The 20,756-nt window shown below is 66.5% G+C and carries 20 protein-coding genes; 10 read left to right on the top strand and 10 right to left on the bottom strand.

The window, feature by feature from the left end:
- The first annotated feature begins 374 nt into the window (after positions 1 to 374).
- The 4 genes from NC7_RS02355 (at position 375) to NC7_RS02340 (ending at position 3,312) form a co-directional block, all read left to right on the top strand.
- Positions 375 to 1,010, top strand: a complete 636-nt coding sequence (locus NC7_RS02355; protein ID WP_157101804.1) for a hypothetical protein — start codon at positions 375 to 377, stop codon at positions 1,008 to 1,010.
- On the top strand, positions 1,007 to 2,230 hold the full coding sequence (lhgD, locus tag NC7_RS02350; RefSeq protein WP_084457829.1) for an L-2-hydroxyglutarate dehydrogenase: 1,224 nt from the start codon (positions 1,007 to 1,009) through the stop codon (positions 2,228 to 2,230). Before NC7_RS02355 ends, lhgD begins: the two co-directional genes overlap by 4 nt.
- A 61-nt stretch (positions 2,231 to 2,291) precedes the next feature.
- Positions 2,292 to 2,768: an SRPBCC family protein gene (locus NC7_RS02345; protein ID WP_067978142.1), complete on the top strand. Its 477-nt coding sequence runs from the start codon at positions 2,292 to 2,294 to the stop codon at positions 2,766 to 2,768.
- Between the two features lie 10 nt (positions 2,769 to 2,778).
- Entirely contained in the window at positions 2,779 to 3,312 is a 534-nt protein-coding gene (locus NC7_RS02340; protein WP_067978158.1) for a ribonuclease H family protein, read from the top strand.
- An 83-nt stretch (positions 3,313 to 3,395) separates the two neighbouring features.
- Here NC7_RS02340 and NC7_RS02335 read toward each other — a convergent pair whose 3' ends face one another.
- The 9 genes from NC7_RS02335 to NC7_RS02295 all read right to left on the bottom strand — a co-directional run bounded on the left by NC7_RS02335 (position 3,396) and on the right by NC7_RS02295 (position 12,912).
- Positions 3,396 to 4,169, bottom strand: a complete 774-nt coding sequence (locus tag NC7_RS02335) for a hypothetical protein (RefSeq protein WP_067978140.1) — start codon at positions 4,167 to 4,169, stop codon at positions 3,396 to 3,398.
- Between the two features lie 128 nt (positions 4,170 to 4,297).
- A complete protein-coding gene (locus NC7_RS02330) occupies positions 4,298 to 5,476 on the bottom strand; it encodes an MlaD family protein (protein WP_067978138.1) in 1,179 nt (392 codons plus the stop codon).
- Positions 5,473 to 6,564, bottom strand: coding sequence for an MCE family protein (locus tag NC7_RS02325; protein WP_067978137.1), 1,092 nt, complete (start codon positions 6,562 to 6,564; stop codon positions 5,473 to 5,475). Before NC7_RS02325 ends, NC7_RS02330 begins: the two co-directional genes overlap by 4 nt.
- 8 nt (positions 6,565 to 6,572) lie before the next feature.
- Entirely contained in the window at positions 6,573 to 7,679 is a 1,107-nt protein-coding gene (locus NC7_RS02320) for an MlaD family protein (protein ID WP_067978135.1), read from the bottom strand.
- Positions 7,676 to 8,674 (bottom strand): MCE family protein, encoded by a 999-nt coding sequence (locus NC7_RS02315; RefSeq protein ID WP_067978156.1) that lies wholly within the window; start codon positions 8,672 to 8,674, stop codon positions 7,676 to 7,678. Before NC7_RS02315 ends, NC7_RS02320 begins: the two co-directional genes overlap by 4 nt.
- Positions 8,671 to 9,696 (bottom strand): MCE family protein, encoded by a 1,026-nt coding sequence (locus tag NC7_RS02310; protein WP_067978133.1) that lies wholly within the window; start codon positions 9,694 to 9,696, stop codon positions 8,671 to 8,673. Before NC7_RS02310 ends, NC7_RS02315 begins: the two co-directional genes overlap by 4 nt.
- A complete protein-coding gene (locus NC7_RS02305; RefSeq protein WP_067978132.1) occupies positions 9,693 to 11,186 on the bottom strand; it encodes an MlaD family protein in 1,494 nt (497 codons plus the stop codon). Before NC7_RS02305 ends, NC7_RS02310 begins: the two co-directional genes overlap by 4 nt.
- Positions 11,187 to 11,191: 5 nt before the next feature.
- Positions 11,192 to 12,055: an MlaE family ABC transporter permease gene (locus NC7_RS02300; RefSeq protein ID WP_067978130.1), complete on the bottom strand. Its 864-nt coding sequence runs from the start codon at positions 12,053 to 12,055 to the stop codon at positions 11,192 to 11,194.
- A gap of 2 nt (positions 12,056 to 12,057) precedes the next feature.
- Entirely contained in the window at positions 12,058 to 12,912 is an 855-nt protein-coding gene (locus NC7_RS02295; protein WP_067978128.1) for an MlaE family ABC transporter permease, read from the bottom strand.
- Between the two features lie 490 nt (positions 12,913 to 13,402).
- Here NC7_RS02295 and NC7_RS02290 point away from each other — a divergent pair, with 490 nt between their 5' ends.
- Positions 13,403 to 14,077, top strand: coding sequence for a chymotrypsin family serine protease (locus tag NC7_RS02290; protein WP_067978154.1), 675 nt, complete (start codon positions 13,403 to 13,405; stop codon positions 14,075 to 14,077).
- Between the two features lie 57 nt (positions 14,078 to 14,134).
- Here NC7_RS02290 and lppU read toward each other — a convergent pair whose 3' ends face one another.
- Positions 14,135 to 14,758: an LppU family putative lipoprotein gene (gene lppU / locus NC7_RS02285; protein WP_067978127.1), complete on the bottom strand. Its 624-nt coding sequence runs from the start codon at positions 14,756 to 14,758 to the stop codon at positions 14,135 to 14,137.
- A gap of 84 nt (positions 14,759 to 14,842) precedes the next feature.
- Here lppU and NC7_RS02280 point away from each other — a divergent pair, with 84 nt between their 5' ends.
- The 5 genes from NC7_RS02280 to NC7_RS02260 all read left to right on the top strand — a co-directional run bounded on the left by NC7_RS02280 (position 14,843) and on the right by NC7_RS02260 (position 20,742).
- Positions 14,843 to 16,105, top strand: coding sequence for a serine hydrolase domain-containing protein (locus NC7_RS02280; RefSeq protein ID WP_067978125.1), 1,263 nt, complete (start codon positions 14,843 to 14,845; stop codon positions 16,103 to 16,105).
- A gap of 111 nt (positions 16,106 to 16,216) precedes the next feature.
- Positions 16,217 to 17,542: a cytochrome P450 gene (locus NC7_RS02275; protein ID WP_067978122.1), complete on the top strand. Its 1,326-nt coding sequence runs from the start codon at positions 16,217 to 16,219 to the stop codon at positions 17,540 to 17,542.
- 287 nt (positions 17,543 to 17,829) lie between these two features.
- Entirely contained in the window at positions 17,830 to 18,699 is an 870-nt protein-coding gene (locus NC7_RS02270; protein ID WP_067978121.1) for a L,D-transpeptidase, read from the top strand.
- Positions 18,700 to 18,886: 187 nt separating this feature from the next.
- Positions 18,887 to 19,879 (top strand): carbohydrate ABC transporter permease, encoded by a 993-nt coding sequence (locus tag NC7_RS02265; RefSeq protein ID WP_201449847.1) that lies wholly within the window; start codon positions 18,887 to 18,889, stop codon positions 19,877 to 19,879.
- Positions 19,876 to 20,742, top strand: a complete 867-nt coding sequence (locus NC7_RS02260; protein WP_067978117.1) for a carbohydrate ABC transporter permease — start codon at positions 19,876 to 19,878, stop codon at positions 20,740 to 20,742. Before NC7_RS02265 ends, NC7_RS02260 begins: the two co-directional genes overlap by 4 nt.
- Positions 20,743 to 20,756 lie beyond the last annotated feature (14 nt).

Genomic DNA, 20,756 nt, shown 5'->3' with positions numbered 1-20,756 from the left:
AACAAACACCGCCAGTACCTCTGTGGGCGCAATACAAAAGCCCCCCAACCACCCCGAACAGGCGAGCGTCCTCCCTGAGCGCCATCCGTGCCGACTGCCCCGGACATCGTTGGCCGGGGATTGACCGCCGTGGCAGTCGTGAATGACGCTCGCCTGCTTTCCCGGAATACCCCCTCAGACGTGAGAAAAACAACCACGCCGCCGACACGCGCGTTCATCAGGTGCGATACACGCCTGTTTCAGATGTGACCCTGATCTCAGCGACCAGGGTGCTAACTACAGCTAGCACCGGCGTAACGTGGAATCAGCGCAGCGCTTTCAACGATGCGAGCGCGACGCTCGGGTAGATCCACACCCACCGGGAGGACTGCATCGTGACCGCACAACGACCTGCACAGATCGCGCGGCTGTCCGCGACGGTGGCCGCCGGGGCCGCCAGCCTCTGCCTCACCGTGGCCGCGGGTGCCTACATCGTCAACAACATGCCCCAGCTCGTGCCACCGCACGATGATCCCGCACCTGCCGACATCGCCGACCCGGGCGAGCACCGCCGGGCCGACGACACCGTCCGCGTGGTCGCCGACGACGTGGTCGAATTGGCCTGGACCACCGAACGATTCGTTCCCGAGGCGGGTCGGGTACCGGCCGTCAAGCACCAGAGCGCCACCGCCGCCACTCCGCAGAACAACCAGGCGCTCGACGGTCGGGCGCTCGAGGGCCGCCTGCGCATCGGCACCACCTACGTCGGCGCCCAGGCCGCCGCGCCGCGCACCGACATCGTCAGCTTCACCGTCGACACGAACGCGCTGAACAAGGCGGGCAAGTACCTCGGCATCACCACCGAACCGGTTGGCGTCACCTCGCTGTACACCGAGGTCGACACCCGCAGGGCCCGCGTGGAGTTCGTGCTGTCGGACCCCACCCTCGGGCAGCACACGGTGCGCATCGAAGCGCCAGGCGACCAGCCCGCATCCGACGCCGTCGAGGAGCCGACTACCGTCGGCGTGTGATTTCCGGCGGTACCCAGGACGGGGTGTACGACTTCTGCGTGATCGGTGGCGGCATCGTCGGTGTCGCCACCGCGCATCGCCTGCTGAGCGCCTACCCGGGCGCGAGCCTCGTGTTGGTCGAGAAGGAACCCTCGCTCGGCGCCCATCAGACCGGGCACAACAGCGGCGTGATCCATTCCGGCATCTACTATCCGCCCGACAGCCTCAAGGCGCGGCTGTGCCGGGCGGGCGCGCAGTGGACCAAGGACTTCGCCGCCGCCAACGACATTCCGTTCGAGGTGTGCGGAAAACTGCTGGTGGCCACCGATTCCACCGAGCACGCCCGGATGCTCGATCTCTACGAGCGTTCCGTCGCCAACGGTGTGGCGGTGGAGGCCATCGATGCGGCCGAACTGGCCCGCCGTGAGCCCGGAATCCGCGGCGTCGGGGCGCTTTTCGTGCCCGCGACGGGCATCATCGATTACGCGAAGGTCACCGCCGCGCTGGCGGCGCAGGTCGAGGACATGGGTGGGCGGATCATGCTCGGCACGAGTGTCGCCTCGATCGTCGAGACAGCCCGAGCGGTCACGGTTTCCGGTCCCGACGGTGCGATCGTCGCGAAGACGCTCGTGGTCTGTGCCGGGTTGCAGGCCGACCGGATGGCGCGAATGGCGGGCATCCGCACCGATTTCCGCATCGTGCCGTTCCGCGGCGAGTACTACCGCCTGCCCGCCGAACGCGCGGGGCTGGTGCGCACCCTGATCTATCCGGTGCCCGATCCGGCCCTGCCGTTCCTCGGCGTGCACCTGAGCCCGACGATCGACGGCGACCTGACCGTCGGTCCGAACGCGGTGCTCGGCCTGGCCAGGGAGGGTTACCGCAAGGGCAGCGTCAACGGGCGCGACGCACTGGACGTGCTCGGCTTCCCGGGTGTGCACCGGGTGGCACGCACGCATCTGCGCACCGGCGTGCGCGAGCTGCGCAATTCTCTGTTCAAACGCGGCTACCTGGCCGAATGCCGCCGGTACTGCCCGGAACTCGGCACCGCCGACCTGCTCCCACACCGCGCGGGCATCCGGGCACAGGCGGTCCTGCGCGACGGCACACTGGTGCACGACTTCCTGATCGAGCGCACGCCGCGCTCGATCCACGTCCTCAACGCGCCCTCACCCGCCGCCACGTCGGCCATGCCGATCGCCCGGTATCTGGTGGATCAGATCCAACTTCCAGCAAATAAATAGGACTCTTGTAGTATTTTTGATCCCATCCGTGCTCGGCAAACGGTGGTGATCAGGAGGTCCGATGGGCCACATCAGGTACGCGAGCGACGTCGGCGCACCCACCGACGCGGCCTTCGCCTACACCGAGAACTTCCAGCATCTCGCGCACTGGATGGCGGGCGTCACCTCCGTCACCGCGCCGGGTTCGGCACCGGAACGCGGGCTAGGCGCCAGTTGTGTGCTGAAAGTTCGCCTGTACGGCGCGATCCCGATGACACTCACCTGCGAGATCACCGAATACCGGCGCGGCGCGGTGATCGGGTATACCCTGCGGGGGCGGGTATACGGAACCGTGACCCTACGGTTCGACCCACTCGGCTACGAACGGTCGGTACTGACCGCCGAAGCCGACTATCCACCACCACGCGGTGTGTTCGGCCGCATGTGCCACGGCCTCGTCGACGCGGCCGCGAGATCGGCACTGCGCCGCACGGAGTCGCGGTTGCGAAGGGAGATAGAGGCATTCCACGGTACCGATCTTGTCGGCCGCATCGCCTAGGGTGGCGGTCATGATCATCGTGAGCACCGACGGGTCCTGCCTGCGCAATCCCGGTGGTGCCATCGGCTGGGCCTGGGTGAATCATCAGGGACCGGTGGCCAGCGGGGGAGCGGCCAGCGGAACCAACCAGATCGCGGAACTGCGCGCGGTCCTCGAAGCCATCCTCGCCCACCCCGGCACCGAGCCGATGCTCATCGAGAGCGACTCCCAGTACGCCATCAAATGCGCCTCCGAGTGGATCGGCGGCTGGCGGCGCAACGGCTGGCGCACCTCCACCGGCGGCGCGGTGAAGAACGTCGAGATCATCAAGCAGATCGACCGCGCCATCACCACCCGCGAAGGCCCCGTGCGATTCCGCTGGGTGCGCGGGCACGTGGGCAACTACTTCAACGAACAGGCCGACGAACTGGCGGGCATCGCCGCGCGGGAAGCCGCAGCGCGCGGCCACGAACACAGCACCACACCCGCCACCCGAACCACCCAGCCGCGGACCACGGGGAAGCCGGTCGCGCCGACAGCGTCAGGAACACTCACCCTGTTCTGACGCGGCGCGACCGGAGTGTGTCCGCAAACCGAGGGGGCCTCCGGCGGAAGCGATTCCGCCGGAGGCCCCCTCGTCTCACTCGATCAGTTGCCGGGCGCCGGGGCGGGCGCCGGAGTCTCCGGGGCGGGCTGCTGCGGTGTCCCGCCCGGCACCCCACCCATCAGACCGCCGCCGTTCTTCAACACCGGCGACTCCATCTTGCTCACCAGCCACTTGTCACCCTCACGGTCGAGGGTCATCTCGATCGCGATGTTCATCGGCGGCTCTTCGACACCGGTGATGTTGGAGCTGTACTGCGCCAGCGTCACCATGGCCTTGGCCTGGTTCTCACCGCCGCTGAGGTACGCGCACTGGATGTCCTCGCCGCGCGAGGACACCTTCCGCTGCACCATCATCTCCTTGAGGAGGTCACCGGCCTCGGTGAACTGCTGCTTGATGTCACCGGTCGACCCCAAGCGCATGTCCTCGAAGTACTTGTCGATGTTGTTCGCGTAGTCGTAGTTGGTGGCCACCCGGCCATAGGCGCAGGCCGCCTTGGTCGACTCCTCGATGGCGTCGAGCTTGTCGCCACGGTCGCTGCTCTGCAGGAAGAACACCGTTGCGGCGGTGATCGCGCCGACAGCGACAACACCCGTACCCGCCGCGACCAGCCAGCCGATCGGGCGTGCGGCCCCGGACGACGCTGCTGGCTCCGCGGGGGCCGCTGCCGCCGTGGCAGCGGTCTCGGCCGCCTTCGGCGTCTCGGACTCGGCCTTGTCGAGCTGCACCGTCTCCTCGGCGGTGGTCTCGGTGGTGGCCGATTCGGGCTTTTCCGCCGGGGTAGCGTCCTTCTTGCTCTCGGCGTCGTCGCTGGTCATCTAGATCAATCCTGCTCTTTCCCGGCACACATACGCACCGACTTCGTTCATGGGCCCGTGAGGCGGGCCACAGTGTCCCCCGCCGAGTATGCCCGGTCCCACGCCGGAGCGTAGGACCGGGCATGGTCTCACTTGGCCGGGATCGGGGTGCGTTCGTTCGGATCCACACCCGGCGGCATCTGCGCGCCGTTGTTGGGCACATTCGGGCGCGGCGCGTTGGCCGAACCACGGATCTGCAGGTCGGCGGGCGGATTCACGCAGTAGTTCCACTTCGGGATCGACCCGTCCTGGACTTCCTCGTTGCGCCGGTACTCGGTGTTGTAGTTGCAGGTGGGGCGAGGCCAGATATCGATGACGGTGTGGAACTCGTTGTCGTGCGCGGGCACCGCGATCGCCCCGAGGCCCTGAGCCAGCGACGGGAACAGCAACCGCAGCGCGGGCTGACGCAACTGCGCCGCCCGGGTGATCGCGACGAAGTTTGCCGCGAGCCCGCTGATCGGGTCGGCCGTCTTGTCGAGCACCGCACCGAGCGCCTCGAACTGCGCCGGCGCGTTGTCGAGCACACTCTGCAGTTCGGCGTTGGCGTTGTTGAACTGCGTGAGCAACGCACCCGAATTGTTGGTCAGCGTCTGCAGATCCGGCTGCGCGTTCGACGTGGTGTCGGCGATCACCCGCAGGTTGGCGATGAGATTCACCGTCTGCGGGAGCAGGCTGTGCAGGCCTGCCACCGCGAGGCTCACCCCGTTGACCAGACCGCGCAGCTGATCCGGACCGGCCCCGAGCGCGATGTCGAGCTCGGCGAGGATGGTCTTGAACTGCTGCGGGTTCACCTGCCCGATCAGGGCACTCGTGTCGTCGAGCACCGCCCACACCGGGACGGGGGTCTTGATCTGCTCGGGGTTGTACTCGATCACCGCGCCGTCACGCAGGAACGGGCCCGCGTCGCTGTTCGGCCGGAAATCGATGTACTGCTCACCGGCCGCCGACAGCGCCGCCACCTGGATCATGGTGTCGACGGGGATCTTGTAGCTCTTGTCGATCACGGCCTTGACCGCGATGGCCTGGCCCTCGTCGATGAGCTCAACCGTGTCGATCTTGCCGATCCGGTGCCCGCGCAGGGTGACGTCGTTGCCCGGCTGCAAACCGCCGGACCGGTCGAGGGTGACCGTGACGTCGTACTCCGAGCGCAGCGGATTCACGCGCATCACATTGACCAGCAGGTAGCTCGCCCCGATGATCAGCACCACGACCAGTGCCGAGTTGGCCAGCACGATCTTGCTGCTGAAGAACTTCTTGATCCTGCTCATCGGTGGCCTCCCACTCGGCCCTGAACCACCTGCAGCACCTGGATGAAGCTGCCGACGAAGTCGTTCACGTCCCTCATGTCGGGGAACTTGCTGTTGGCCGGGTCGGTCAGCAAGCCGACATCGAGGTTCGTCAGCGTCGCGTACGGTGCGAGCGACTTGCCCTGGAAGGTCTCGGTGACCTTCGGCTTGATGTTGATCAGCTGATCCATGACGTAGCCGAAGCTGTCGCCGGAGGCCGCGAGGGCGTTCATCAGGTTGTCGAGATTGGTGAGCAACTCCGAGAGCTGGTCACCGGTGGTGTTGGCGTAGTCGCCGAGCGCGGCGCTGGCCGTCGACACCTTGGTGAGCAGATCGCCGATGGCCCGGTTGTTCTCGGCGATCGCGCCGATGGCCTGCGGCAGGGTGTCGGCCACCTGACCGAGCTGAGCCTTGTTGGTCTCGATGGTGTTGGCCAGGGTGTTGAACTCCGAGAGCACCGCGTCGACGCGGGCGCTGTTGTTGTTCAGTTCACCGACCACACCGGTCATCTGGGTGATGAGGTGCGACAGGTTGCCGCCCTGACCGTTGAGAATGGACCCGAGTTCGGTGCCGAGCCTGCTCAGGCTGGCCACCCCGCCACCGTTGAACAGCATCGACACCGAGATCAGCAGCTCCTCGACGGTGGCGCCCGCCGAGGTGAACTCCTGGGTGAGGACGTCGCCGTCGGCCAGGTCGCCACCGGTGCCGGTGTTGTTCTTCGGCCTGTTCAGGGCGACGAACACGTCACCAAGGGGCGTCGCCTGACGCAGCTCGGCGGTGCTGCCCCTCGGCAGGTCGATGTCGGAGCGGATCTGTAGGTCGACGACGGCCTTGAAGTCCTCGGTCCGGATCGAGGAAACCACCCCGACGTCGGAGCCACCGATCTTCACCTTGGCCTGGTCGGGCAGGTTGAGCGCGTTGTCGAACTCCGCGCGGATGGTGTAGGTGTCGCCGTCGGTGCCCGGCTTGGGCAGCGGCAGGTCTTCCACGGTGAAACCGCAACCGGTGGTGATGGTCACGGTGACGAGCGCGGTGGCCGCAAGCAGGCTGCGGCGGAGCTTCCTGGTCATAGGTCCGGTCATTTCGTCAGTCCGAGCAGTGCGGCGGTGAACCCGTAGTCGGGACCGAAATCCTCCAGCTTGCCGGTGCGGCAGCCGTCCGAACGCATCTGGATGCGCTCGCAGAACAGGCTGACCATCTCACCGGAGAGGGTGGTGCCGAGCAGGCCGTGCAGCCGGACGAATCCCTTCTCCTTGTTCATCGCGCCGTCGATGTTCTGCATCAGCAGCGGGACGACGTCGACGATCTCCACCATCGCGCCGGAGTTGGCACGCAACTGGTTGGTGACGTTGGTGAGCCCGGTCAGCGATTCCGACAGCGTGTCCGCGTGCGCGCCGAACGTCGTCGAGGTGTTGGCCAGGAACCCGTTGAGCTGGTCGAGGGTGGCCTGCAGGCCGGGGGCCTGCTCGGCGAGCAGCCCCGACATCTGGGTGACCTGGTTGCTGAAGTCGCGCACCGACTGATCGTTGTCGGCCAGCATGGTGGTGAGCTCGTTGAGCTTGATGATGATGTTGGAGATCGCGTCCTTGTTGTCGATACCGACCTTCAGGGCCGACGACAGGGCGTCGAGGGTTTCGCGGATCTTCTGGCCGTTGCCGTTGAGCACCGGGTACAGCACCCGGCCCGAGAGCGGACCGAGCCCTTCCTGGCCCTCTTCGGGCTTGAGCGCGGCGGCGAACTGGTCGATGGTTTTGATCATCGTGTCCAGCTCGACCGGAGTCCTGGTGCGCGCCTTGGGCAGATGGTCGCCGGACTCGAGCGTCTCCCCGCCGGTGAAGGGTGGGGTGATCTCGATGTGGCGGTCGGTGACGATCGACGGGGAGACGATCGCGGCGATCGCCTCCTTCGGGATCTTCACCCCGGCGTCGATGGTCATGTGGACCTCGACGAAGGTGCCCTTCGGCACGATCTTGTCGACCTTGCCCACCGCGAGACCGAGGACCATGATGTCGTTGCCCTCGTACATACCCGCGATGTTCTCGAAGTCCGCGGTGATCTTGGTCGAGCGGCCGAGGGCGTCGTCCACCTGGCTCGGCAGCAGCGAGCAGCTGCCGATGGTGAGTGCGGTCGCGCCGATCAACACCGCGCGGACCATCGCCTTACCGCGTCCGAAATTCAGTTTCATCCTGCGCACCCTTGGATCACCTGTGCGAAGCACAGCCAGTTGTCGGGGAACGGACCCCACGGCAGCGCCACGGACCCGTAGTTGCCGTTGCCGAGCGCGTTGTTGAAGTAGCGCGCGGTTGGCTGACCGATCTGCAGCAGCTTGTCGAGGTTGTCCTTGTTCTTCTGCAGACCCTGCGACATGGTGTTGAGCTGGTCGATGGTGCCCGCGAACTGGTTGCCGTTCTGCGCGCCGATCTCCTCGAGCTGACGGGTGAGGGTGGCGATGTTGTCGAGCAGCTGACGCAGCAGGTTCTGCCGTTCCATCACCCGGCTGGCGATGGCCTCACCCTGGGTGATGACCAGCAGCACGCTGTTGCGGTTGTCGGCAAGCAGCTGGGTGACGCGGTCCAGATCCTTGAGCAGGCTGTCGACCTCACCCTTGCGCTTGTCGATGACCTTGGCCAGAGCGCCGACGCTGTCGAGCGCCTGGGCGACCAGCGCGGGGGAATCACCGAGCTCGCCGTTGATGGTGTTGAGCGAGGCGGCCAGCTTCTGGGTGTCGAGCGCCTCGAACTTCGGGGTACCGACCTGCACCACATCGGCGATGTCGTAGGGAACATCGGTGTTGGAGCGCGGGATGGTGTCGTCCTTCAGGCCCGATCCGTCGCCCGGCTTCAGGTCGACGTAGCGGGCACCGAGCAGGGTCGCCATCTTGATCGAGGCGTGGGCGTCGGGCCCGAACTTCAGGCTGGAATCCACGTCGAGGGTGATGACCACGTGGTCGCCCTCGATCTTGGCACCCGACACCGTGCCGACCTGAACACCGGACACCGCGACCTTGTCGCCCGCGCTGATGCCCGCGGCCTGCACGAACTCGGCCTCGATGGTCTGCTTGCCCAGCCCGATGAACTGCAGGATGCTCGAGCCGACCAGCAAGAGCACGACCACCAGCGAACCGATGACACCGAGCCAGAAGTTGCGGTTACCGAGGAAGGTTTTCTTGAGCTTGCTCATCGGCACACCTCCGAGTGCGACGTGCCACCGATCTGGCTGAACAGGCCGCGCGGGAAGAGCACCCCGTACAGCGAGACATCGAGACCACAGAGGTAGGCGTTGGCGTGCGTGCCTTCGGAGGTCATGCGGCCCAGGTCGGCGAGCATCGACGGCATGTCGATGGCCACCTGGTCGAGCTTGGCGCCGTTGGCGAGCAACAGGTTGAGGGCCGCCGTGGTGGAGTTCTGGGTGGCGGCCAGCTGGGGCTGGATCCGGCTCATCATGGAGACGAGCGAGGTGGTGGCGTCGGCCAGGGTCGCCGTCGAGTTCTGCAGCGACTGTCCCTGGTCGTAGAGCCCGCCGATCAGCGCGCGGGTCTGGGTCACCAGGGTTTCCAGTTCGTCACCGCGCTTGGCCAGACCGGCCATCACGCCCGACAGGTTGGTGATGACATCGCTGAGGATGGCATCACGCCGCTGGAAGTCGGTGGCCAGCTGCGCGGCCTGGATGATGAAGGAGGACAACGAGACTCCGTCGCCCTGCAACGCCTGGATCAGCGTTTCCGACATCGCGTTCACCTGCGCTGGCTCCAGGGCCTGGAACAGCGGCTGGAAACCGTTGAGCAGCGCGGAGATGTCGAACGAGGGCTCGGTGCGCTCGAGCGGGATCACCGAACCGCTGGCCAGCACCTGCGGTGCGGCCGCCTTGCCGGGGGTGAGCGCCACATAGCGCTGGCCGATCAGGTTCTGGTACCGGACAAGGGCTTTGGTGTCGTCGAAGACGTCCTGGTCGCTCTGCACGATGAACGACACCTTGGCGTCATTCTTGCCGTCGAGTTCGATCTTCTCGACCTTGCCCACGCGCACACCGGCCATCCGGACGTCGTCGCCGGGGCGCAACCCGAGGACGTCGGTGAAGATGGCGGTGTACTTGCGGGTGTCACCGTCTACCGAACGGGCGAGCGTATTCCACACGACCACGATGACGAGCATCGAGACGAGCGCGAAGATGCTGAATCCGATCAGTGGCTTGCGGATACTCATGCGCCACCCTCGTTGTCGTACACGGTCAGAGTTCCGCCCTTCATGATCGGACCGAGCAGCAGCAGCTCGGAGACCGTCGGTTTGCGGCCGAGGAGTTCGACGATGGCGTCGTTGCCCTGGTAGGAGATGGGCGTACCCGACGGCACCGCGGGTGCCTGCTCGGGCGCGGGCGCAGGCGCGGGTGCCGCGGCGGGCGCCACACCGGGCAGGCCCGGGATCTGGAACGACGGGACGAGCCCCTCGAGCGGAGTACCGGCGAACGGCGTGATCTCGGTACCGGCCGCGGCCTGCAGCGGTGCGGCCGGGATGGTGAGGCCCGGAATCTGCGGCAGCCCGGGGATGTTGACCAGCGGCGGCAGCCCCGCCGCGGAGTCGAGCGCCCTCGGACGCAACTTCTCCGGGATCGGCGGCAAGCTCACCTCGGCGGGCGCGGTGAAGCAGCTCGGGCCGAGCAGGTCGCCGTAGCGCGGGCAGTCCGCGACGGTGTTGGGCTGGTACGGGGTGAGTGTGAGGCCCGCGTTCCAGACCATCTGCTTACCGCTGGGACCACCGTGGAAGGTGGTGTTCAGCGCGGCGAGCGAGGGGCCGAACACCTGGAAAGTCCTGGTGATCGAGCTCGGCTCGTGCGCGACGGCACCGAGGGTGGCGTTCATGCCGACGGTGACTTCCTTACCCACATCGGGGTTGGCGGCGAACAGGTCGTTGACCCGGTCGGTGGTCGCGCTCGAACCCATCAGCAGCGCGACGAGCTGGTCGCGCTTGCTGGCGATGGTGTTGGCGGTCTGCACCGAGCTGCCGAGCACGTCGAGCAGTTCCGGCGCCGACTGGTTCAGCGCGTTGGCCGAGGCCGAGAAGTCGTCGAGCATCCCGGCCAGGTTCGGGCCCGCGTCGGAGACGGTGGTGATCCACTCGTCCAGGCGCTGGATGGTCGAACCGGGCACGCGCCCGCTGCCGTCGAGTGCCTGGGTGAGGGTGCCGAGCACGCGACCCAGCTGCACCGGGTCCACCTCGTTGAGGATGTCGCGCACGGTGGTGAGGGTGTCCTGCAGCGCGATGGTGCCCTCGCTGCGGTCCTCCTGGATGACCGAACCCTCTTCGAGGTAGTCGTTGGAGGCGCCGTTGAAGACCAGTTCCACCGAGGTGACGGCGAACAGGTTGCTCGGCACGATGCGAGCCGTGACATTGCTCGGTACACCCTTGGCGAACTCGGGCTTGAGCTCGATGTTCACCTTCTGCACCGCGCCCTCGTCGACGATGTCGACGTCCTTCACGGTGCCGACGAGCACGCCGCGGAACTTCACGTCCGCGTTGGCGGGCAGACCGTCGCCGGTGGTCGACAGGTTCGCGGCCACGTTCACCTTTGGCACGAAGTAGCCCTGGTACCTGGCCATGAGGAAGGCGAGAATCACAGCGAAGACGACGAGGCCGCACAGGCCCGCGACGTAGAGCTGCTTCATAGTGGGTCCGCGCCCACTGGGATCGATGATCATCTGGCCTACCCCGAGATCCTGATGCCGGGGTCGACGCCCCAGATCGCCAATGTCATGAACAGGTCGGCGAACACGACCAGGATGATGCACATCTTGATCGCCCGGCCCGCGGCCACGCCGACGCCCTCGGGACCGCCCGAGGCGAAGAAGCCGTAGTAGCACTGGATGAACGTGGTGATCATGACGAAGATGATCGCCTTGAGCAGCGAGTACAGCACGTCCGTCGGTACCAGGAACTGGTAGAAGTAGTGCGAGTACGTGCCCGCCGCGGTGCCGCCGATGAGCTGGACCGTGACCGAGCAGGACAGGTAGGCCATCACCAGGCCGATGCAGTACAGCGGCACGATCGCGATGACCGCGGCCATCATCCGGGTGCTGACCAGGTAGGGCAGCGGGCGGATGGCGATGGAGTCGAGCGCGTCGATCTCCTCGGAGATGCGCATGGCGCCCAGCTGCGCGGTGAATCGACAACCCGCCTGGGCCGCGAATGCCAGTGCCGCGAGCAGCGGGCCGAGTTCGCGGGTGGTGGCGAAGGCCGAGATGGCACCGGTGATCGGGCTCAACCCGAGCAGGTCGAGCGAGGTGTGGCCCTGGATGGCGACGGTCATGCCGCCGAAGGCGCTGATGATGAGGATGACGCCGATGGTTCCACCACCGACGACGATATTGCCGTTACCCCACGTGACGTCGGAGAGCAGCCGCCAGATCTCCTTCGGGTACTGCTTGAACGCCAGCGGGATCGAGCCGACGGACCGCAGGAAGAAGAACACCTGGTGACCCAGGCGGGCGAGCATGTCGATGGGCGCTTTGCCCGCCGCCTTGAGCTGGCGGATCGGCCGCAGCAGCGGAGGTACATAGGTTGAGGACATGGTCAGACCACCTGTGGGGGGAAGACAGCGGCGTAGATCTGGGTGATCGCCACGTTCACGCCGAGCAGCATGACCATGGAGCTCACGACCGCCGAGTTCACCGCGTTGGCGACACCGCCGGGGCCGCCTCGGGCGTTGAGGCCCGAGTCGCAGGCGATGATCGCGGCGATGATGCCGAAGATCACCGACTTGAGCAGCGCCACCGCGAGGTCACGGGTGACCGCGAACGAGGCGAAGGTGCTCATGTAGGAACCGGGCGTGCCCGCCTGGGCGAAGATGTTGAACATGTAGCCGGTGATGAAGCCGACGAACACGACGAAGCCGCAGAGCAGGAAGCTCACGAGCATGGCGGCGCCGAGCCGGGGCGCGACCAGTCTGCGCAGCGGATCGACGCCCATCACCTTCATGGCGTCGATCTCTTCGCGGATGGTTCGTGAGCCGAGGTCGGCGCACACCGCGGAGCCGACGGCACCGGCGATCATGATCGAGGTGACCAGCGGCGCGCCCTGCTGGATGATGCCGAGACCGTTGGCCGCGCCGATGAACGAGGTCGCGCCGACCTGACCGGCGACCGCGCCGACCTGGATGGACACGATGACCGCGATCGGGATGGCGACCAGCAGCGTCGGGGCGGCGGCGACGCCCGCCATGAACGCGCATTGGCGGACGAACTCGTCGAAGGGGAAGCGTTTCCGGAAGATCGCGACGACCAGCTCCGTGATGGCTTCGATACCCATCGTGATCTGTCGACCGAAGGTTTCGAGGGACTTCTTCGGATGGTCTTCCCAAAGGCCCTTGGTCCAGTCCACAGCTTCACTGACCCGTGAACGTTCGGGCGGACTCTTGGTCGACTGCACTGCTATTACCCCTCTCGACGCCAGGCCATCAACACCCCGACGACTTGTTTGCTTGACGCACCTTACTACGGAGTAGTGCAGAACACACCACCGACATGTGAGCGCTGTCATAGATGGATATCACTGCCGGTGGCCCTTATGACCACTGCCACGGGGGACCATACCGCCATGAATTGTCCGACTTCGGACTTTGCGTCGGATGTCGTTTGTCGACCCGGACTCCCAGCGTCTGCGCCTGCCCGAAAGAATATTGCGGAGAACTGTCATTCATAACGAATGACACGACTGATTTCTTGCTCAGATCACGGGTATAACTCGCCAGGGCCGTCTTCATCACGATTTCGATAGAGAATCGCTATCACCACGCGAGGTGTCGCGGCGCCTGGTAAGCACCAGTTCGAGGGCTTCGCTCTGGCGCGCCCGGGATCGAATCTTGCGGCTATAGACAGACGGTATTGCTATCGTGCGGACTTCCGACATCTGGAGGGACATGTTCAGCAAACTCGCCAGGGTGGCCACCGCCGCCTTCGCGCTCACCCTCGGTGCGGCTCTACTCGGCACCGGCGCGGGCACCACGCAGGCTCAACCCGGCGCGCCGGTGATCGGCGGCGGCTCCGGAATCGTCATCGACAACACCTTCGAATGCACCCTGACCACGGTCGGCCACGACGGCGCGGGCAGGCTCGTCGGCCTGACCGCGGGCCACTGCGGTGACGCGGGCGCACCCGTTGCCGCCGAGGTCGATCGCGGATACGGCGAGATCGGCAGGTTCGTCTACAGCAACACCGAACTCGACTACGCCGTCATCGAGTTCACCCCCGGCCGGATCGTCCCGGTGAACCGGATCGGCAATGTCACCATCACCGGTGTCGGCGGACCGGCCCAGTTCCCGACCATCGTGTGCAAGGAGGGCCGGACCACCGGCAACACCTGTGGCATCACCTGGGGCGACGTGTTCGCGACCAATGTGGAGACGTGGTCGCAGATGTGCGTCGTCGAAGGTGATTCCGGAGCACCGGTGGTGGTCGGGTCGACGCTGGTCGGGATGGTCAACGCCTATCTCGCGGTGGCCTGCTTCGGCCCCGAGGTCGGCACCAACATGTCCGCGATCATGAACGACATGAACGCGCGCGGCGGTCACGGAGCCGGGTACCACCCGATCTGATCGGCGCGGACACAGACAACGGGCCGCGCGGTCACGCCGCGCGGCCCGTCTGGCTGTTCAGAGGGTCTGCGCGCAGACTACGAAGCGACGGGTGTCGTAGACATAGCCGACGTCGGCGTCGTCGGGGCAGTCGTTGGCGCTGGTCGCGTCGCTCTCGATGCTGACGACCCGAACCGGCTCGTTGCCCGAGGCGCTGCAGTCGATCCGCCGGGCGACGAGTTCCTCGGCGGCCACGTCCATGCAGCCGCCGACCACCCAGTCGATGTCGAGGCACAGGGCGCCGGTCTCGACGCCGTCGAGGGTTTCGAAGTAGTTCTGGTCGCTGTCGGCGATACAGCCGTCGCGGTTGGGCGCCTTGCCGATCACCTTGTAGTTGGCCGAGCGGCTGCCGCACGAGGCCTTTTCGATGACGGCGTCCTCGGCGGTGCCGCCGAGGTTCACGCAGTCGCCGACGCTGGCCTGGAAGTCGGTGGTTCCACCCTTCTTGGTGGTCGGTGCCGGTTTGCTCGTCGTCGACTTGCCCGGCTTGGTGGTCGGTGCGGCGCTGCTGGTGGCCGGGACCACGTCGATGGCGGGCTGCGCGTGGCCGTCGATGGTGCCACCGCACGCGCTCGCGCCGAGGGCGAACGCCGTGATGGCGAGCGCGCAGGCCAACCGGCCGATGGACAGATCTGCAAACACCTACTGTGAATACACCACCGAAGCCACCGGCGTCGACCCGATCCCGGTCGGCGGATCGCTACGCAGCATCAGGAGGTTGGGCCGATGGTGTCAGCAACGGCGGGCGAGCCGGGCGCGGGTGCGCCGACCGCGCCACGGCAGATGCGGATAGATCCCCGGTTCATCCGGCTCGCCGACCACTTCTTCGGCATGTTCCAGCAGCCGAGTCGCGGCGGTGGGGCGCTGGCCATCTACCTGGACGGGCGTCCGGTGGTCGATATCTGGGCGGGCTGGGCGGCCAAGGATCAGCGGTGGAACGGCGGGCACGTGGCGCTCACCTTCTCCACCGGCAAGGGCGTGGCCGCCACCGTGCTGCACCGGGTGGCCGAGCGCGGACTGATCGACTACGAGGCGCCGGTCGCCGAGTACTGGCCCGAGTTCGCCGCGCACGGCAAGCACGACATCACCGTGCGCGACGTGCTGTCGCACCGGGCCGGGTTGCATCGGGTGCGCGGGCTGGTTCCTGGGCGCGAGGGCATCCTCGACTACGGCGCGGTGGTGACCGCGCTGGCCGAGAGCCCGGCCGACCCGCGCCGCATCCGCACCTCCGGGTACCACGCGATCACCTTCGGCTGGTTGGTCGCCGAGATCCTGCAGCGCGCCACCGGCGAATCGTTCACCGACCTGTTGCATCGGGAAGTGGCGCGGCCCTTGGGAACCGACGAATTCTGGTTCCAGGTGCCCGTCGCACAGCGGCGCCGGATCGCGAAGATCTTCCCGCATCTCGCGCCGCCGGGTATTCGCTGGAACACCGCGTCGTCGGTGCTGTCGTGGGTGCGGCCCGTGCGCGGCCTCGCCGAGGCCGGGATGCCGGAGAGTTTCGACGAACTGGTCCGCGATCCGCGCGTGCACGACGCGGTGATGCCCGGCTGGAACGGGGTGTTCTCGGCGCGGGCACTGGCGCGGATGTACGGCGCGCTGGCCAACGGGGGCGTCGTCCATACGGGTGACGCGGAAAGCGGTACGGGCGAAGGTGATTCACCGGTGCAGTTCCTGCGGCCGGAGACGATCGAGCAGATCAACCGCACGCAGCAGACCGAGAGCCGTGACTATGTACTCGGATTGCCGTTGCGGTTCACCCTCGGCTACCACCGGCCCGTGTTGATGACCAAGCAGCAACCGCGACATGCCTTCGGCCACTACGGAGTCGGTGGCTCCGGCGCCTACGCCGATCCCGATCTGGGCATGTCGATCGCGTTCGTCACCAACCGGCTCGGCAATGCGGTGACCGCGCTCGGGGACGCGCGGCTGGCCAAGCTCGCGGCCATCGCCCAGGGCACCGTTCGCCGCGCCCGCGCCGAGCACTAGTCGAACCGAGCGCGGGCGCACGCCGTAGTACCCGGCATGAGAGGTCAGCGGCCGGAGGCGGCAGCGAAGCGTAACCACGGAGGCCGCCCGAGCATGCCCATGAGATACAGCATGAGAGGTCAGTCCCCGCCACGCCCCGCCCTGCTGCACGGCCTGGCCGCAGGCCTCGATTTCGAGGGCTACCTGCGTCGACGGGCCGCGAGCGGTGACCCGTTCGCGGTCGGTTTTCCGGGGTTTCCGCCGGTGTTGTTCACCGGGACCGCCGAGGGCGCGCGCGAACTGTTCCGGGCGCCGGTCGAGCTCGTCGACCCGCCGCGGCCGAACCCGATCGAGCCGATGGTCGGCACGGCGTCGCTGATCCTCAGCTCAGGGCCGCGCCACCGCGCGGATCGGGCCGTGCTCGCGCCCGCGTTCCACCGCGCGAAGGTACGGGCGCTGGGCGAGGTGATCCGGGAATCGACCCGGCGCGAACTCGAATTCGACAGTGGTACAGGCGTTTCCTGGCCGGTCGGCAGCCGGGTCGACGTACTGACGAAGGCGCGGTCCATCACCCTGCGCACCATCCTCGCGGCAGTGTTCGGCCCGGGCGCCGACAGTGAATACGGCGACGCGGTCGACGTTTTCCTCTCGACCTTCACCACGCCCCTGCTCGTAGCGCCCGTCTTGCGCCGTGCCGCAGGCGGTTTCGGGCCGTGGGACCGCTTCGTCGCGGCCAGGGACCGACTGGACCGGCTGCTGCTGGCCGGTATCGACCGCCGACGCACCGAGGGGCCGGGCGCGGGCGACCTGCTCGATCTGCTGCTCGCCAGCCGTTACGACGACGGCTCCGCGCTGACCGATTCCGAACTGTGCGAGCAGTTGCGCACCCTGCTCGTCGCCGGGCACGAGACCACCGCGACCTCGCTCACCTGGGCGTTGTATCACCTGCATCGTGAACCCGGCCTGCTCGCCAGGCTCACCGACGAGCTGGCGCGGACGGGCGACGACCCGACCGAACAGGCCGCGCTGCCGCTGCTCGACGCCGTCTGCCAGGAGACGCTTCGCCTGCACCCCGCGGTACCCATCGTGCTGCGGCAGCTGCGCGAACCGTGGCGCTGGCGTGGCGTCGACGTGGCCGCCGGGCAGACGATCGGGTTGGCGGTCGGTGTATTGCACAGCCAACCCTCGATCTGGCCGGCACCCCGACTGTTCCACCCCGACCGGTTCCTCGGCCGCAAATACACACCGTTCGAGTACGCGCCGTTCGGCGGCGGTCATCGCCGATGTATCGGCGCCACGCTGGCCGAATACGAACTGCGCGTCGTACTCGCCACGCTGCTCACCGGCGCCAGGCTGCGTCTCGATCCCGCGCTGGCCCTCGGCCGCCGACCGCGCACGGTGCCGCACAATCTCGCGACCGCACCGAACCGGGCGATCCACTTCACACGCGTCGCGTGATCTCCCTCACTCCAGGTTTGGGAGTCACATGCCTGTACTTCGGGGCCGCGGCGCCCGCACCCGTCCGACTCGCCGCCATGAGCGTGGCGTTTGACGAAAGCCGCTGGGTCACAGTTTGTTATGTGACACAGCGCACAGTGTTGTCGTTCCGTGATCGCTACGCAACGGAGCTGGCACGTTGCCACCTCGGGCGGGTAGGAATGAGCGGTCAGGGTCGGGGCGTCGTTACCCCGTGGAGACCCCCATGCGGACTCCGCGTCATTCGAAGATATAGACGAGGAAACCTAATGCACTACGAGGCAAACAAGCAGCAACCCCATCGGCTCCGCCGTGGTCTGCTGCTGACGGCGGCGATCGCCGCCACCGGCGCGCTCATCGCCGTTCCCGCGCAGGCGCAGCCCGCGCTGCCCGGCGCGGGTTCGAGCAACCCCGTGGTCGAGCAGCCCGCGCCGCAGGCGAACTTCGCGCCGCCGAACATCAACATCGCCGACGGCGAGACGGTCGGCGTCGCGCAGCCGATCATCATCACCTTCAAGGAGCCGATCGAGGACCGCGCGGCCGCCGAGCGGGCCATCAAGGTCACCTCGAGCGCCGACGCGCCCGGCAACTTCTACTGGACCGGCGACAAGCAGGTGCGCTGGAAGCCCGCCGAGTTCTGGCCCGCCAACACCGACGTGACCGTCGTCGCCGGTGGCACCACCAGCTCGTTCCACATCGGTGACGCCTTCGTCGCCACCGTGGACGACGCGACCAAGGTCATCACCGTCACCCGCAACGGTGAAGTGGTGCGCGAGATGCCGACCTCGCTCGGCAAGCCCGGCTACGAGACCCCCAACGGCACCTACATCGTCGGCGAGCGGCTCGAGAAGATGACGATGGACTCGTCGACCTACGGTGTGCCGGTCACCGACCCCGAGGGCTACAAGCTCGAGGTCGAGTACGCCACCCGCCTGTCCAACAGCGGCATCTTCATCCACGCCGCGCCGTGGTCGGTGGGTCAGCAGGGGTACTCCAACGCCAGCCACGGCTGCCTGAACGTGAGCACCGAGGACGCCAAGTGGTTCCTCGAGAACTCGCGTCGCGGTGACGCCGTGATCGTCACCGGCACCCAGGGCCCCACCCTGAGCGCGGGCGACGGCCTGGGCGACTGGAACTGAGCCGCCTCCCCGGGAATTCAGGCCAGACTCGTGTACGTGCGGAATTCCTGACGCGGCAAGCCATCTGGACGTGGCCTGGTCAGCCCGTACCCGGTGAGTTACCCATGTACTTCTGACCTCAGCCGAACAATACGATCAATCCAGGTCGTATTGTTCGGCTTCTTGCTGTACTGGTCATGTGCGCCCGATGTTCAGGAATTCGGCGGGCAGGGTTAACCAGTGGTTCGCCGTGCACCGTAAAGCTGCCGCGGTGCGTAGCAGTCCGGAGCGGGTTCTTCCCGCGCAGCGAGGTCGTGGCCTGAGAAATCGGCCGTGGCAGGACTACGCGTTGTTCGTGTTACTCGTAGTCCCGAACTTGATTCTGCTCGGGATGTTCGTCTACCGGCCGCTGGCCGACAACATCCGGCTCTCCTTCACCGACTGGAACATCGCCGACCCGGTCGCCACACCCATCGGTTTCGCCAACTACGTGGAGTGGTGGCAGCGTGACGACTCCTGGAAGGTCGTCGGCAACACGGTGATCTTCACCGTCGCCGCGGTGGTCGTCAGCATGGCGCTCGGCCTCGCGCTGGCGATGTTGCTCGACCGTAAGTTGTTCGGGCGCAATGTCGTTCGCTCCGCCATCTTCGCGCCGTTCGTGATTTCCGGTGCGGCGATCGGCGTGGCCTTCCAATTCATCTTCGACCCGAGTTTCGGGCTGGTGCAGGATGTGTTGCACCGCCTCGGCGTGACGAATGTGCCGGATTTCTACCAGGATCCACAGTGGGCGTTGTTCATGGTGACGATCACTTACATCTGGAAGAACCTCGGCTACACCTTCGTCATCTATCTCGCGGCATTACAGGGCGTGCGAAGCGAACTGCTGGAAGCCGCCGAAATGGACGGCGCGAGCCGCTGGACGACATTCACCAAAGTGCTTCTGCCACAACTCCGTCCGACCACATTCTTCTTGTCGATCACGGTATTGCTGAACTCGCTCCAGGTATTCGACATCATCAATGTGATGACACGTGGCGGGCCGCTCGGCAACGGCACAACCACCATGGTCTTCCAGGTGTACGAGGAATCGTTCCGCAATTTCCGCGCGGGCTACGGCGCGACTGTCGCGACGATCATGTTCGCCGTGCTGCTCGTGGTGACCCTGATCCAGGTGCGTGTGATGGATCGAGGTGACCGATGAAACACGTAGGGCCCGAGACTGTTTCGTACCGCAGGCGCGAACGCGCCATCACTCTGCTCGGTTACGCGGCGATGCTGTGCGTGCTCGTCATGGTCGGCGTCCCGCTGTTCTGGATCCTCATCACCTCGTTCAAGGATCGCGCCGACATCTACACCCAGCCCGCGGTGTACTGGCCGCACAGCTGGCACCCGGAGAACTACGGGCACGCCACCACTACGGTCCCGTTCTGGACGTTCCTGCGCAACTCGCTGATCGTCACCGGGGTGGTGTCGGCGGTGAAGTTCGTGCTCGGCGTGTTCAGTGCCTACGGCCTGGTGTTCCTGCGGTTCCCCGGCAAGAACATCGTGTTCCTGGCGATCATCGCCGCACTGATGGTGCCCAACCAGATCACCGTCATCTCCAACTACGCGCTCATCGCACAGCTCGGGTGGCGCAACACCTTCCAGGGCATCATCATCCCGCTCTGCGGCGTCGCGTTCGGAACGTTCCTGATGCGCAACCACTTCCTGTCACTGCCCGGCGAGGTGATCGAGGCGGCCCGGATGGACGGCGCGAACTGGTGGCGGTTGCTCACCCGCGTGGTGCTGCCGATGTCGGGGCCGACGATGGTGGCGTTCGCCGTGGTCACGCTGGTGAACGAGTGGAACGAATACCTCTGGCCGTTCCTGATGGCCGATTCCGCCGATGTCGCCACCTTGCCGGTGGGACTCACGCTGCTGCAGAACACCGAGAACCCGAGCGTCACCAACTGGGGTCCGGTGATGGCGGGCACGGTACTCACCATGCTGCCGATTCTCGTGGTTTTCCTCGCGCTGCAACGTCACATGATCAAAGGCCTCACCTCCGGTGCGGTCAAGGGTTGATTCTCGAACAGGAG

The organism is Nocardia caishijiensis NBRC 108228, assembly GCF_001612825.1.
In the GTDB taxonomy this organism is placed as follows: domain Bacteria; phylum Actinomycetota; class Actinomycetes; order Mycobacteriales; family Mycobacteriaceae; genus Nocardia; species Nocardia caishijiensis.
This window is presented reverse-complemented; position numbering and strand designations above follow the sequence as displayed.